Annotated in this window: 14 protein-coding genes; 7 read left to right on the top strand and 7 right to left on the bottom strand. The window is 58.0% G+C overall.

Annotated features, from left to right (window positions below; all coding sequences use genetic code 11):
- Genes fliI through DBY73_RS16500 form a run of 6 tightly spaced genes read right to left on the bottom strand, consistent with a single transcriptional unit; the run spans nt 1 to nt 6,185 of the window.
- Complete coding sequence (gene fliI / locus DBY73_RS16525; RefSeq protein WP_112012157.1) at nt 1-1,320, bottom strand: flagellar protein export ATPase FliI; 1,320 nt, start codon at nt 1,318-1,320, stop codon at nt 1-3.
- Nucleotides 1,313-2,059: a flagellar assembly protein FliH gene (gene fliH / locus DBY73_RS16520; protein ID WP_112012156.1), complete on the bottom strand. Its 747-nt coding sequence runs from the start codon at nt 2,057-2,059 to the stop codon at nt 1,313-1,315. The genes fliI and fliH overlap by 8 nt, the downstream gene beginning before the upstream one ends.
- Before the next feature lie 3 nt (nt 2,060-2,062).
- Entirely contained in the window at nt 2,063-3,097 is a 1,035-nt protein-coding gene (locus DBY73_RS16515) for a flagellar motor switch protein FliG (RefSeq protein ID WP_112012155.1), read from the bottom strand.
- Entirely contained in the window at nt 3,066-4,748 is a 1,683-nt protein-coding gene (fliF, locus tag DBY73_RS16510) for a flagellar basal-body MS-ring/collar protein FliF (protein WP_112012154.1), read from the bottom strand. The genes DBY73_RS16515 and fliF overlap by 32 nt, the downstream gene beginning before the upstream one ends.
- 9 nt (nt 4,749-4,757) lie before the next feature.
- Nucleotides 4,758-5,132 carry a flagellar hook-basal body complex protein FliE gene (fliE, locus tag DBY73_RS16505; RefSeq protein WP_112012153.1) on the bottom strand — a complete coding sequence of 125 codons (375 nt, stop codon included), beginning with the start codon at nt 5,130-5,132 and terminating at the stop codon, nt 4,758-4,760.
- A 21-nt stretch (nt 5,133-5,153) separates the two neighbouring features.
- Nucleotides 5,154-6,185 carry a sigma-54 dependent transcriptional regulator gene (locus DBY73_RS16500; RefSeq protein ID WP_112012152.1) on the bottom strand — a complete coding sequence of 344 codons (1,032 nt, stop codon included), beginning with the start codon at nt 6,183-6,185 and terminating at the stop codon, nt 5,154-5,156.
- Between the two features lie 517 nt (nt 6,186-6,702).
- On the opposite strand from DBY73_RS16500, the gene DBY73_RS16495 reads away from it, so the two are divergent.
- Genes DBY73_RS16495 through DBY73_RS16465 form a run of 7 tightly spaced genes read left to right on the top strand, consistent with a single transcriptional unit; the run spans nt 6,703 to nt 12,944 of the window.
- Nucleotides 6,703-7,530, top strand: a complete 828-nt coding sequence (locus DBY73_RS16495; protein WP_258458744.1) for a FliM/FliN family flagellar motor switch protein — start codon at nt 6,703-6,705, stop codon at nt 7,528-7,530.
- Nucleotides 7,523-7,924 (top strand): FliM/FliN family flagellar motor switch protein, encoded by a 402-nt coding sequence (locus DBY73_RS16490; RefSeq protein ID WP_112012150.1) that lies wholly within the window; start codon nt 7,523-7,525, stop codon nt 7,922-7,924. Before DBY73_RS16495 ends, DBY73_RS16490 begins: the two co-directional genes overlap by 8 nt.
- Nucleotides 7,921-8,673, top strand: coding sequence for a flagellar type III secretion system pore protein FliP (gene fliP, locus DBY73_RS16485; RefSeq protein WP_112012149.1), 753 nt, complete (start codon nt 7,921-7,923; stop codon nt 8,671-8,673). Before DBY73_RS16490 ends, fliP begins: the two co-directional genes overlap by 4 nt.
- Nucleotides 8,674-8,675: 2 nt before the next feature.
- A complete protein-coding gene (gene fliQ / locus DBY73_RS16480; protein ID WP_045328838.1) occupies nt 8,676-8,948 on the top strand; it encodes a flagellar biosynthesis protein FliQ in 273 nt (90 codons plus the stop codon).
- A 6-nt stretch (nt 8,949-8,954) separates the two neighbouring features.
- Nucleotides 8,955-9,728, top strand: coding sequence for a flagellar biosynthetic protein FliR (gene fliR, locus DBY73_RS16475; RefSeq protein ID WP_112012148.1), 774 nt, complete (start codon nt 8,955-8,957; stop codon nt 9,726-9,728).
- Nucleotides 9,725-10,861: a flagellar biosynthesis protein FlhB gene (gene flhB, locus DBY73_RS16470; protein ID WP_181573254.1), complete on the top strand. Its 1,137-nt coding sequence runs from the start codon at nt 9,725-9,727 to the stop codon at nt 10,859-10,861. Before fliR ends, flhB begins: the two co-directional genes overlap by 4 nt.
- On the top strand, nt 10,848-12,944 hold the full coding sequence (locus DBY73_RS16465) for a flagellar biosynthesis protein FlhA (RefSeq protein ID WP_112012146.1): 2,097 nt from the start codon (nt 10,848-10,850) through the stop codon (nt 12,942-12,944). Before flhB ends, DBY73_RS16465 begins: the two co-directional genes overlap by 14 nt.
- A 38-nt stretch (nt 12,945-12,982) precedes the next feature.
- On the opposite strand, the gene DBY73_RS16460 is transcribed toward DBY73_RS16465, so the two are convergent.
- The gene (locus DBY73_RS16460) at nt 12,983-13,975 is read right to left on the bottom strand and encodes a hypothetical protein (RefSeq protein WP_112012145.1); all 993 of its coding nucleotides are present in this window, start codon (nt 13,973-13,975) and stop codon (nt 12,983-12,985) included.
- Between the last annotated feature and the right edge of the window lie 630 nt (nt 13,976-14,605).

The following is a 14,605-nucleotide window of genomic DNA, read 5'->3' as shown; positions in this document are numbered from 1 at the left end:
TTATCCTGCCTGCGCCAGCGCGTTCAGGTCGGCAATGGTTTTCTCCAGCGGTGCGGCATCCTGAACCTCCTGCTGCAGAAAATGGGTAATGGCCGGGGCGAGGTTGACCGCTTTGTCGGCCAGCGGGTCGGCCCCCGCCACGTAGCCGCCGAGCGGAATCAGCGGCTTAATGCTTTGATATTCAGCGTAAAGCTGCTTTAGCGTGCGCGCGGCGCGCTGATGCGCCTGCTGCGTCACCTGGCTCATGCAGCGGCTGATGGACTGGCCAATATCGATTGCCGGATAGTGCCCGGCCTCCGCCAGGTGGCGCGACAGCACGATGTGGCCATCGAGCACGGCGCGCGTGCAGTCGACGATCGGGTCCTGCTGATCGTCACCCTCCGCCAGCACCGTATAAATGGCGGTCATCGAGCCGTAGCTTTCGCTGTTGCCCGCGCTCTCCACCAGCTTCGGGATCAGGCCAAACGCCGACGGCGGATAGCCTTTGGTGGCAGGAGGTTCGCCCAGCGAGAGGGCGATTTCGCGCTGCGCCATGGCGTAGCGCGTCAGGGAATCCACCAGCAGCAGCACGTCTTTGCCTTTATCGCGGTAGTAGCTGGCGATGGTATGGCACAGCTCGGTGGCCTTGATGCGCATCAGCGGCGACTCGTCCGCCGGCGCGGCGACAATCACCGACTTGCGCCGCCCCGCTTCGCCCAGCGAGTGTTCAATAAACTCTTTTACCTCGCGCCCGCGCTCGCCGATCAGCCCCACGACCACCACCTCCGCCTGGGTGTAGCGGGTGATCATGCCGAGCAGCACGCTTTTCCCCACGCCGCTGCCCGCCATCAGCCCGACGCGCTGGCCTTTGCCGATGGTCAGCAGGCCGTTAATCGCCCGCACGCCCACGTCGAGCGGCGCATCAACCGGCTGGCGCCTTAGCGGATGCACCTGCGGCAGCTGCTGCGGCAGCACGGTGTCGCCGGTCAGCTTGCCTTTATCATCAATCGGCTCGCCGAGGCCGTTGACCACGCGGCCCAGCCACTGGTCGCCAATCAGCACGCCGTGCTGTTTGTCCATGGGATAAACGCGCGCGCCCGCCATCAGTCCGGCAGGCTGTTTGAAGGGCATCAGGAAGGTCACTTCGCGATCAAAGCCGACGACCTGCGCCTCAATCAGCTCGCCGTCCGCACCTTCAACCTGGCACAGCTGGCCCACGGCGAGGCGGCAGCCGACGCACTCCAGCAAAATACCCGCCACGCGCACCAGCCTTCCGGCCACGCGGGCGAGGTTGATGTTCTCCAGCGAGCGTAAAACCTGCTCGAAGTCGTGATCACTCATCGTGCGATTCCGGCAGCAGGTTCGCCTTCAGGGCGTCCATGCACTGGTCGAGGCGGTGCTGGCAGCCCACGTCCATTTCGGTGGTATTGGTGATCACCCGGCACTCGCCCGGCGCCAGGTCCGGGTCGGCGGTCAACCCCCAGTGCGCCACTTTCTCCGGTTCGGCCTCGCTGATGCGGCGGTGTTCCTCGCTGTTCAGCATGACTTTCACCTGCTCCGGCTGCTGCGGCAGCGCGGCCAGCGCCTCTTCCACCAGGGTGAGGATTTGCGTGGGATGGAGCGTCAGCTCGCAGCGGATCACCTGACGGGTCACTTTTTCCACCAGCTGCAAAAGCTCTTCGCGGCGGCGCTGTTCATAGTTGGCCATGAACGTTTCCATCGACGCGATGATGCTGTCCAGGGGGTGCGCGGCCTCAAGAAACTGCTGGCGCGCCTGGGTTTTGCCCTCGGAGCGGCCCTTGCGCACGCCCTCTTCAAACCCCAGCCGCAGCCCTTCCTGATAACCCTCTTCTTTGCCCTCTTCCATGCCCTGGGCAAAGCCGCGGTTCAGCCCTTCCTGAAAGCCCTGCTGCAGCTGCGACTGCAGCGCGGCATCGTCCAGCGCCTGGCGCGCGTCGTCGATGAGGTTTTGCACCGGGCGACGCTTGCGCAGCGGCGGGAATTTATGCAGGCGCGGTTTTACCACCGCCTGGCGGCTGGGGGTCAGGGCGCTCAGCGGTAAGCTCTGTTTTTTGTACATGGGTTACTCCATGGTTTGCTCGGTGAACAGCTGAACCTGAATCTCGCCCTCTTCCGCCAGCTGGCGCACCGTCGCCATGATCTCTTTACGTACATGCTCGATGCGGCTCACCGGCACCGGCCCCAGGCGGGTGGTGGTGGATTGCAGCAACGTCACCTGACGCTTCGGCATGACGTTGAAAATGGCCTGACGCAGCACCGGCTCGGTGCCCTTGAGCGCAATCGCCCACTCTTCGATAGAAATCTCTTCCATCAGGCGCTGCAGGGTCGCCGGGGTCTGGCGGCTGAGGATGAAGAACTCGTACATCTCCTCTTCCAGCTCGTCCACCACCTCGGCATCGCGCTCGCGGAGCTGGTTGAGCAGCTGCTGCTGGTTACTCGAAATGCGGTTAACAATGTTGGCCGCGTGCTTGATGCCGACCACTTTTGAACCGTGCTCGGACAGTACCGACACGCCGCGCTCGATCAGGCGGTCCAGCTCGTTGATGACGTCGCGGTTGACGTCGTCCAGCCGGGCGATGCGCCAGACGATTTCATCCTGCCGCTCCTGCGGCAGGGCGCTGAGCACCCCCGCCGCCACGTCCGGCGGCAGAAACGCGAGGAACACCGCCTGCAGCTGCAGGTGCTCTTGCTCAATTAGCGCCGCAAGCTGCGGGATATCAACCCACTGCAGCCGCGCCATGCGGTGGCGGATTTCATCGCCGTAGATACCGTTGATCACGCTGCCGGCAATTTCACCGCCCAGCGCCTTCTCAAGAATGCCGCGCAGGTAGCTGCGCGACGCGCCGTTGATGCCGCTCTGCTCGCGGTAATCGTCAAAAAAATTGTTCATGGCGTGGCGAGCCTGGTCGACCTTCACGCCGTGCAGACGCGCCATGGTGTCGCTCAGCAGGATCACCTCGTCGCGGTTCATCTTCTGCATCACCTTAGCCGCAGCCTCTTCGCCCACGCTGAGCAACAAAATGGCGGCCTGCTCCAGCCGGCTGCGCCCCGTCGCGGTGCTGCCCTTACTGCTGCTGCTTGTTATCAGTTCGCTCATTGCTGTTGATCCATTGTTTCAAGACTTCTGCCATACGTTCAGTTTCGTTTTCCGCCAGCATCTGCAGGTACTCCACCTTGGCTTCAAGGCCAGAGCTTTGCGGCGGCAGTTCCGTATCCTGGTTGAATGCCGGGCCCGGCAGCCCCGTCAGGCCAGATTCCGTGGTGACCATGCTGTTCTCAATCGCCTCGCTCTGCGCACCGCCCTCGATTGCCGCCCGCTCGGCCGGTTCACGACGCCCGTAGCGCTGGGCCAGCGGGCGCAGGCCAAATAGCAGGGTGAGCAGGATCAGCATGCCAATGCCGCCGTTTTGCCCCCAGTACTGGATGTTCGGGTCCTGCCACCATTTCAGCTCCGGGAGGCCGTCCGGCGTTCTGTCGATAAAGGCCAGCCTGTCCAGCGTCAGGGAGTCGCCGCGCGCTTTTTCAATGCCTGCGGCATCCTCAACCAGCTTCGTTAGCGCGGTGAGCTGTTCCGGCGTCATGTTGGCAAGCGGCGCGGCCGCCTGGTTGAGCGCCACCGCCACGCGCAGCTTTTCCAGCTTGTAGCCGGGGTGGCGGATGTGGCGAATATCGCGGTCAAACGCGTATTTGCGCTGCTCCTGGCTGCGGTTCGAAAGGGAGCTGGGATTGCTGGTCTGCGTCTGGGTTTGCGCCGTCTGCTGATTGGCTGCCATCGGCGGCGTCACGGCGGTCGGCTGATTGACCGGGCGGTTGCTGAGCGAGCCGGGTATCCCCAGCGCCAGCTCGTTGGTGGTGTTTTCGCGAGAGATATTTTCGTCGCTGATCTGCGGCTCTTTGCCCAGACGCTCCTGCGTCTCTTCCACGCTGCTCATGTCGACGGTTGGCGTCACGCTGATGCGGAAGTTCTCGCTGCCGAACAGCGGTGCGAGCAGCCCGGCGATGTTGTTGGTGGTTTCATTTTTGATGCGGTCGATGACGTCGCGGCTCTGGCGAATGCTCGCCATGCTGGTGCCGCCCTGCTGGGCATTTTCCGACAGCAGCGTGCCGGCCTGGTCCACCACGCGCACGCTGGCGGGCTGCATGCCCGGCACGCTGCCCGCCACGAGCTGGACGATCGCCGCCACCTGCTGCTCGTCCAGGTGCTTGCCGTAGCGCAGCTGCAGCATCACCGACGCGCTGCTCTGCGGCTTGTTGGTCATCACGAACGAGCTGGACTCGCTCAGCCCCAGATGCACGCGCGCGTTTTCAACCGGATCCAGCGCCATGATGCTGCGCGCCAGCTCGCCTTCCAGGCTGCGCTTGTAGCGCACGTTCTGAACAAACTGGCTGCTGCCGAGCATCTCTTCTTTATCCATCAGCTCGTAGCCGTCCGGCATCACGGCGGTAATGCCTTTCGCCGCCAGCGCCATGCGCGCGCGCGGGAGCTTGTCCTCCGGGATCAGAATCTGGCCGTTGTCGGGGTTAATGCGGTAGGCGATAGATTCCGCCCCCAGCACTTCAACCACCTGCGCGACGGGCAGCTTTTCCTGGCTGCCGTACAGCGCCACGTAGCCCTGATTGCTGCGCCACAGGGAAAACACGATTGCCGCAACCAGCGCCACGCCGCCCGCGGCCATCAGCCACTGCGGTTTAATGCGCCCGGTCGGGACGGGTAAGGCAGAAAATCTTTCTTTTAACTTAGTCAGCACGGGAAAACCTTACAGCGGAGTATTCATCACTTCGTCTAGCGCAGTGGTGAGCTTGTTACGGACCTGCATCATGGCGGAGAAGGCGACGCTGGCTTTTTGCGATTCAATCATCGCCCCGGCCAGATCGTCGCTTTGCCCAAGCTCAATCGCCTTTTGCTTCGCCCCCGCGGAATGCTGCAAGGCGTCGACGTTGTCGATGGCGTTGTTCAGAACCTGCGAAAAAGAGAGGTCGCGCGCGCTGGTGACGCCGGAAAGGGAAGCGCCCGGCGCGATGAACCCCGCGCTGCCGGTTGAGCCTGAGGCGGCCACGGCGGCGGCGTTGCGCATTCTGTCCAGCATCGCCTGCTGGCTGGCGTGCAGGCCGATAGCGGTAATTTTGTCCATGGTGTTAGTCTCGGGCGCCCGTTATGAGTAGCATTCGATATCGATACCTTCTTCGCGCATGGAGGCGAGCCGGTAGCGCAGCGCGCGGGGCGTAATCCCTAAAAACGCGGCGGTTTTAGATTTATTGCCGTTATGGCGCTTCAGCAGTTCGATGATGTATTGATATTCCGCCATTCGGCCATGCAGCTTGACGTTGCTGATGGCCGCTGGCGCAGCCTGCTGCTCGCGGTAGGCGGGCATCACGTCAACGCCGTCTAAGGTTGCGAGCGGCGCGAGCGTCGGCAGGCCAAAGTCATTGGCGGTGATCTCTTCGCCGTTGCTCAGGATCATCCCGCGTTGGATCACGTTCTCCAGCTCGCGCACGTTGCCCGGCCAGTCATAGGTCAGCAGCGCGTGTCGCGCCTCTTCGCTCAGACGAACGTTGCCCTTGTGGAACGCTTTATATTTGGCGATAAACCGCATTGCCATCGGAATAATATCCAGACGGCGCTCGCGCAGCGGTTTGATATGAATCGGCACGACCGAAATACGGTAGAACAGATCCTGGCGAAAACGACCTTCGGCAATTTCCTGCTGCAAATCTTTATTGGTGGACGCCACCAGGCGAATATCCAGCGGGATTTTTTTATGGCTGCCGAGGCGCTCAACCTCCTGCTCCTGCAACACGCGCAGTAATTTCGCCTGCAGCGCCAGCGGCATATCGCCAATTTCATCCAGCAGTAACGTACCGCCGTTTGCCTGTTCAAATTTACCGGCAACGCTTGTCACCGCGCCGGTAAATGCACCCTTTTCGTAGCCGAATAAAATGGCTTCGAGCATGCTTTCAGGAATAGCGGCGCAGTTAACGCCAACGTAAGGCGCATCGGCTCCGAGGGCGTTTTCATGAATGTAGCGGGAAACACACTCTTTCCCTGTACCCGTTTCGCCCGTAATGAGTACCGACACATTATATTTCGCAACACGACGTGCTAATGAAAATACATTTATGCTTTCAGGCGCGCTGGCAATAAATCCATTTTCATTACGGGCTTCATGTTCAATAACAATACTCATAACAACTCACCAACATTTAAGCTAATTGTTAACTCAGGGCGCATACATGCCTTATGCGCCATTTATGGCACATAGCTAAGGGCGTGTATTCGAATAGAGATAATATGAATTAATCCGGTATTTTCAACGCCGGAGACTCATGACTGACGCGCAGTATAACGCCCCGTTAGGAATTGTCTTGTTTTTAATGGGTATTAAAACTTTAATCTATAAATATCATGCACTTACAGAAACAATTAATGCATATTAATTGGCCTGAAATAACGAATTAATAATGAAAGGCATCTTGATTATGAAAGCCTATCAGCGTCTAATGCCTATCCCTAATAAAGGCTCTCTGTAATCAGCCTTTACAGGAAAAGAGACCGACTCACTGATAAAGCGACACGGTCACCAGAAACTTAAATATTTATTATGCCGATAAGCTATTTTACGCTTAGGGCGTGTGTGATCCGGAAGACCTATGCCAGCAGCTCCTCAGAGAATCAGAATCTACCAACGTCAGGCGCTCCCCGATATGGTAAAACTCGACGTGAGCAAGCTTGGGCGTCCGTGGCATAAACTGCCGAAAATGATGAACGACAGTTTTGATATTTTCGACGCGCGCTTAAGTATTTATTTTCTTAAAAAGCTGCGCGTTAACGTGGCGCTAAAATCGATGACCTATGCCATCGATAAACATTATAAAAACACCCAAATATTTGCCACACCGTTAGGTTCGATTGCTTTTAATATTGAACGAACGTTGTTATTACAAATTCTTCACGATTATTACGGACTGGGAAAAGAGAGCCGCAATAAATCGCTGGATATCGATCAGCCCGTGACCAAAACGGAAGACCGCTTAAAAAATAAAATCGGTCTGGACCTGACCCGGCTGTTAATCGATAAAGAGATCTTCGGCGAAGAGTTTGACGTTAAAAGCGATAACACCACGGTGATCAACCAGTGGTCCTGGTGCGTGACGTTTACGCTGGAAGGCTACGACGAGGGCAGCTTCACGCTGCTGTTTGATAACGCCCATGTTGACCGAATGCTGGCGCGACTGCGTTCGCCCGATGCAGATAACGCATCGGCTCGCCAGCAGCCGCCTACCCGGGCGCAGATTGAGAAGATGTTTTACGGCCTGCCGCTGAAGCTGAATGGCCAGGTTGCCAGCCTCAATTTGACCGTGGCCCAGCTGGCCAAAATCCAGCCCGGAGACATCATCCCGGTCAATATTAATAGCAATGTTCCGGTATATATCGGTAAAGAACAGATTTTTGACGCCAAAATCGCTGAAGATAGCGGCAAGTTATTCCTCTGTGAATTAAACGACAGAACCATCGAGAAGCATTATGAGTGATCTGCAACAAGACCTGAGCCAGTCCCTGGATTTTGGCGACCTGAATCTCGGCGACATGCCGCGGGAAGAGACCGTCGAGGGGAATATTCGTATGGATATTCAGGCCGAGCCTGAATCCCCGGCGGCCATCGACGACCTGCGCAAAATGGCGCTGTTTAGCCGCATTCCCGTCACCCTGACGCTGGAAGTGGCCTCCGTTGAGGTGTCGCTGGCCGAGCTGATGACCGTAGGCCACGACTCGGTGGTGGAGCTGGACAAAATGGCGGGCGAGCCGCTGGATATTAAAGTGAACGGCATTTTGTTCGGTAAGGCGGAAGCCGTGGTGCTTAACGACAAATACGGCCTGCGCATTCTGGAGTTCAACAGCAAAGAGCTGGGCGAGTTAACCCGATGAGAGCACCACTTCGCGCCGCGCTGCCGTGGCTGCTGCTGGGCGGGCTGCTCGTTTCCCCGCAGCTGCTGGCGGCCAACGGCGATATCACGCTGTTCAGCTCGGCGACGACGGACGGTGGCCAGGATTACAACGTCAAAATTGAAATCCTGATCCTGATGACGCTGCTGGGCCTGCTCCCGGTGATGCTGATGATGATGACCTGCTTCACCCGGTTCATCATCGTGCTGGCGATCCTCCGCCAGGCGCTCGGGCTGCAGCAAAGCCCGCCGAACAAGATCCTGACCGGCATCGCGCTGGCCCTGACGCTGCTGGTGATGCGCCCGGTGTGGACCACGATCTACCAGGACGCCGTCGTGCCGTTTCAGAATGACGAAATCACCCTGAAGCAGGCGTTCGGCAAGGCGGAGGTGCCGTTGAAGCACTTTATGCTGGCGCAGACCAGCAATAAGGCGATGTCGCAGATGATGTCGATTGCCGGCGTGTCGGGCGACCCGAAAGAGCAGGACCTCACGGTCGTGACCCCGGCCTATCTCCTGAGCGAGCTGAAAACCGCGTTCCAGATTGGCTTTATGATCTACATTCCCTTCCTGGTCATTGACCTGATTGTTGCCAGCATCCTGATGGCGATGGGGATGATGATGCTGTCGCCGCTGATCGTGTCGCTGCCCTTCAAGCTGATGCTGTTCGTGCTGTGCGACGGCTGGACGCTGATTGTCGGTACGCTCACCTCCAGCGTGCAGGGGCTTTAGCGATGGTGACGATGGATATCGCCGGGGACATCATGGCCACCGGCATCAAGCTGGTGCTGATTATCTCCGCCGTGGCGATTGTGCCGAGCCTGATCGTCGGCCTGTGCGTCAGTATTTTTCAGGCGACCACGCAAATTAACGAACAAACGCTAAGCTTCCTGCCACGCCTTCTGGTGACCCTGGCGGTGCTGATTATTGGCGGTAAATGGATGCTTACCCAGCTGGTGGATTTCACCGTCAATATTTTTCAGCAGGCGGCGGCGCTGGTGGGCTAGCGGGCGATGGGTATTGATATTCATACGCTGATTAACCCCCTGCTGGCGTTGGTCTTCCCCTTCTTTCGCGTACTCGCGTTTCTGCACTTCTGTCCGGTGCTGGACAACCGCGCCTTTAGCCGACGCATTAAAACCGTTCTCGCCCTCGCGCTCGCCGTCATCATCACGCCGATGCTGCCGGAAAAAGTGCTGATTACCGAACTGATGTCGATGCGCACAATCCTGCTCACGGGCGAACAGCTGATGTGGGGCATGCTGTTTGGCATGGCGATGCAGCTGGTTTTCGTGGCCCTGCAAACCGCCGGGCATATTCTTTCCATGAATATGGGCCTCGGCATGGCGATGATGAACGACCCGGTGAACGGCAGTTCGACCACCGTGATTTCGCAGATGATTTACACCTTCTGCGGCCTGCTGTTTTTCGTGATGGACGGGCACCTGCTGGTGGTAACCATTCTCTACAAGGGCTTCGTCTGGTGGCCTATCGGCCAGGCGATCAACAGGCCGACGCTGCTGCTTATCGTTCAGAGCCTGGGCTGGATTATGTCGTCGGCGACGCTTATCGCCCTTCCCACCACCTTTGTGATGCTGATCGTCCAGGGCGGCTTTGGGCTGCTGAACCGCGTATCGCCCACGCTCAACCTGTTCTCGCTGGGCTTTCCGATCAGCATGCTGTTTGGCCTGCTCTGTATTTCGATGATGATGACCAATATTCCCGACCACTATCTCAACCTGACCAACGACATTCTGGCCAGGCTTGAAGCCGTGAGGACGCACTGATGTCCGGCGGCGGCGATAAAAGCGAAAAACCCACAGCGCAAAAGCTGCGTAAGGCGCGTGAAAAAGGGGACCTGCCGCGTTCGAAAGACCTCACCATGGCGGTGGGGCTGCTGGCCTCATTTATCACCATGAGCACCTTTTTCCCCTACTACAAGCAGCTGGTCGGCGAGTCGTTTAACGCGGTCGGCATGATGGCCGGGCGCATCGACGACGACGGGGCGCTAAGCCAGTTCTTGCTGCTCAACGTGTGGGTGATCGTCCGCTTTATCGGCACGCTGGTGCCGATCCCCGTTGCCTGCATCCTGGCAAGCCTGGTGCCCGGCGGCTGGATGTTTACCGTTTCAAAGCTCAAGCCTGACTTCAAAAAGCTCAGCCCGATTAGCGGCGCAAAGCGCCTGTTTTCCAGCAGCCACTACGTGGACGTCGGCAAGATGATGCTCAAGTGCGGCATTATTCTGGCGGTGCTTTACAGCATGGTTCACAGCTCGCTGAACCCGCTGCTGCACCTGCAGCGCCTAAACCTGAACCAGGCCATTCATCAGGGGTTCGGCATCCTGCACCACGTGCTGGTCTACTTCATCACCGTGATCGTGATCTTTGCCCTGCTCGACGTGCCGCTGGCGAAATTTATGTTCACCAAAAAAATGCGCATGACCAAGCAGGAGGTTAAGGAAGAGCATAAGAACAACGACGGTAACCCGCAGATTAAGGGGCGTATTCGCCAGCTGCAGCGCCAGATGGCGATGGGGCAAATCAACCGCACCGTACCGGATGCGGACGTCATTATTACCAACCCGACGCACTACGCGGTGGCGCTGAAATACGACCCGAAAAAAGCCGAAGCGCCCTACATCGTGGCGAAAGGGATGGACGATATTGCCCTGCACATCCGCGACGTGGCGCGCACCCACCAGATAGAAATCGTAGAGTTTCCGCCGCTGGCGCGCGCGGTCTATCACACCACGCGGGTTAACCAGCAAATCCCCGCGCAGCTTTTTCGCGCCATTGCGCACGTGCTGACCTACGTCATGCAGCTTAAATCCTGGCGCACCGGCCAGCTTGAACAAAAACCCCGCCTGAACAGGCAGATAAACATTCCAAAAGAGGTCTTAAAAGCAGATGGCGAACAGTAAGTTACAGCAGACGCTTGCCATACTCCGCAACGGACGCGTAGGCGTTCCGATACTCCTGCTTAGCGTTCTGGCAATGGTGATGCTGCCGTTGTCGCCGCTGATGCTGGATATCTTATTCACCTTCAACATCGCGCTGGCGGTGGTGGTGCTGCTGGTGGCGGTCAACATGCAGCGCCCGCTGGACTTTGCCGTCTTCCCGACGCTGCTGCTGATCACCACCCTGATGCGATTGACCCTGAACGTGGCCTCCACCCGCGTGGTGCTGCTCCACGGCCACGAGGGCGAAGGGGCGGCCGGTAAGGTTATCGAAGCCTTTGGTCAGGTGGTGATCGGCGGCGATTTCGTCGTCGGCTTCGTGGTCTTTATCATCCTGATGATCATCAACTTCGTGGTGGTGACCAAAGGGGCGGAGCGTATTTCAGAAGTGTCGGCGCGCTTTACGCTGGACGCCCTGCCGGGCAAACAGATGGCGATCGACGCGGATCTGAACGCCGGGCTGATAAACCAGAACCAGGCGCGGGATCGCCGTAAAGAGGTGGCGAAAGAGGCCGACTTCTACGGCGCGATGGACGGGGCGTCGAAGTTTGTGCGCGGGGACGCCATCGCCGGGATCATGGTGCTGGTCATCAACGTCATCGGCGGGATTTGCATCGGGATTTTCAAATACGATCTCGATGCCAGCCACGCCTTCCAGCAGTACGTTCTGCTGACCATCGGTGACGGCCTGGCGGCGCAAATCCCTTCCCTGCTGCTGGCCACCGCGGCGGCGATTATCGTCACGCGCGTTAGCGACGGCGACGACGTAAGCGATGAAATCAAGGCGCAGCTGCTGGCGAAGCCGAAAGTGCTGTATACCGCCGCGTTCGTCATGTTCGTGCTGGCGATTGTGCCCGGCATGCCGCACATCGCCTTCCTCTGCTTCACCGGACTGCTGCTGTTTGCCGCCTGGCGGCAGAGCAAAGTCGTTGCGCCCGCCAGCAAGGAGGCCGATTACGACGCCATCAGCGAAGCGCTCGCCACCGACGCCACGCCAACCATCGGCTGGGAGAGTATTCCGCTGGTCGAGCCGATTGGCCTGAACCTCGGCTATAAGCTGGTATCGCTGATCGACACCGCGAAAGGCAGCCCGCTCTCCCAGCGCATACGCGGCGTTCGCCAGGTGGTATCCGAACAGTGCGGCGTGCTGCTGCCCGAGATCCGCGTGCGCGAGAACTTCCGCCTGAAGCCCGCCCAGTACGCGATTTACATCAACGGCATCCGTACCGCGATGGGCGAAGTGTATGCCGAAAAGCTGATGGCGATCCCGGGGGCGGAATTGTACGGCGAAATTGACGGCGTGCTGGATACCGATCCGGCCTACGGAATGGCGATCGTCTGGATCGACCCCGAGCAGAAAGCAACGGCGCTGAACTATGGCTATCAGGTGGTGGATTGTGCCAGCGTGGTGGCGACGCACGTCAATAAGGTCGCGCGTGAGCATTTGCCGGACCTGTTTAACTATGACGACATCACGCACCTGCACGCGCGCCTGGCGCAGCAGGCGCCGAAGCTGGCGGACGATCTCGCTAATGCGCTCAACTTTAGCGTGCTGCTTCGCGTCTATCGCCAGCTGCTGCTGGAGCAGGTTTCGCTGAAGGATATTGTGACCATCGCCTCGACGCTGCTTGAGAGCTCGGCGGTGACCAAAGACCCGCTCCTGCTGACTTCAGACGTTCGCTATGCGTTGCGCCGGGCGATCATTCACGCCATTAACGGCGACCGCCAGAAGCTGTCGGCCTACACCATCGATAACGCGCTGGAAAATATCCTGCTTGGGGCGCTAAACCAGGCGCAGCAGGCGGGTAAAGTGGCGCTGGACAGCTTTGCCGTCGATCCGAACATACTGACGCAATTGCAGAACACCATGCCGGTGATTCAGGAGCAGATGAAGGCGAAGGGAATGCCGCCGCTGCTGCTGGTGACGCCGCAGCTGCGGCCGCTGATTTCACGCTACGCCAGGCTGTTTGCCAGCAACCTGCACGTGCTTTCCTATAACGAAGTGCCGGACGAAAGCGATTTAACCATCGTGGGGACGCTGGCGTAATGTCGGCGCGGCGCTAGCCTGCGCGCAGGCTAGCGCGATTATTCATCGAGAAAGCGCAGCTTCCAGGCGGCCAGCGTGCGCGGCATTTTGCGCTGGTCGTTCCCGTCGGTGCTGTAGTAGTGCAGCTCCAGCCCGCCGCCCTTAACGGGGGAGATGCGTCCCGCCCAAATTTCCCCTTTTGGCGTATACATGATTATCGCCGTGCGGCTGTTCGCGGCCCCCTGAACCCACATGGAGAGCACGCGGGCGCCGATATTATCGATATCATTCTGGTAGATGTAGACGTTGGCGCTGTCGACGAAATTTTGATAATCCGCGCCGACCAGGCTGCGGAATTTGTCATCCAGCGCGGCGTCCGGAAAAATTCCCAGCGACAGCAGCGTGGCCTTTGGCCGGGGGTCGGTGTCGGAGAGCTTGTAGGCACCGTCGAGGAAAACGCCCGTCGGCATGGATAAACGGCAGCCCCAGTCGGTGTTGCTGTAAACCTGCAAATAGTCGTCTTTTCGCGGGATCAGCAGCGCCTTGCAGTTGCTGGTATCGACCACCTTTTCCACCACCAGCATGCCGTACAGGCGGCGCGCTTCCGCGGTAAATTCGTCGTGGTTAAGCCCCGCCCAGGCGCGAATGTCGAGCGTTACGCTCCACTGGGCGTTTCGGCTGAACTGGATCACGCCGCCGCTCATGTTGGGCGCCAGCATGTTCCACCACTTTCCTTCCCACTTGAAGTCGCGGTTGGTATCAGAGATGGCGCTGATCCCGGCGTAGTACGCACGTTCGATGCAGGCATCCGAAGTGCATTTCTCCAGCAGCTTTTCCCACTCGTAATACTTTTTGTCGATGTGCTCGACGTTCTCGCGCAGGATCGCCTGGTTGTAAATGACCGACAGCGTGCTGTCCAGCCAGTGGAGGTTGTCGTTATTACAAATCGTGTTTTCCAGGGGCGTAACGGCCCGCTGGCAATTGACTGCCATGGCGCTGCCGCAGAAAAATAATGTCAGGAAAAACAGGCTGCTAAAAATACGACGGCTCATCTCTGCTCAAGTTTTATTCAAAAGGGCGGCTATTGTGGCGAAGGCGACGCCGGTTTGCAATATAAACCATTCACCAGACTTATATCACGCAGGGATCGAGCGGCATTCACAGCCGGTTTTACCTCATCGTCCTTTCGGTATTTTACGTGCCTGTAACCTATTTACCCATAAAGCGGTAACCGCAAATTCGATCTTTCTGTTGTGAATAATGTTGTGGATGTTAAAAAGGAGAAGCAATCCTCTTAAATAAGGTTCTGCCGTTAACTTTACGCAACCAGAATATGATTTAAGATTACGAATAATTAACACGCCGCCCTGCGCAGGAAATTTCATTTCCCGTTAAACGGAAGCTTCATTTCCCCACCGTTCGCACAACGCTTATATTATAGTTCCGCCCTGAAAATATCGCACTTCTTTTAGTCCACTGCCTGTCGCATCTATAATTACAACTCACTGATTAAAAACAATTAATAATATTTAATTTACTTTACAGATCGTTTTAACCAATCAATGGTAATTTATCGATCGATATTATTAATAATTTCCCCACGCCCGCATCACGATTGATTTCATCGATCGATTTTTATCATTCGATCGACTTTGACAATCGGAAATTGAGCGGTTACCCTT

This window comes from Enterobacter sp. RIT418, from assembly GCF_003057745.1.
Taxonomy (GTDB): domain Bacteria; phylum Pseudomonadota; class Gammaproteobacteria; order Enterobacterales; family Enterobacteriaceae; genus Enterobacter.
Note: the sequence above shows the minus strand (reverse complement) of the source record. Positions and strands in the feature narration are given on the sequence as shown.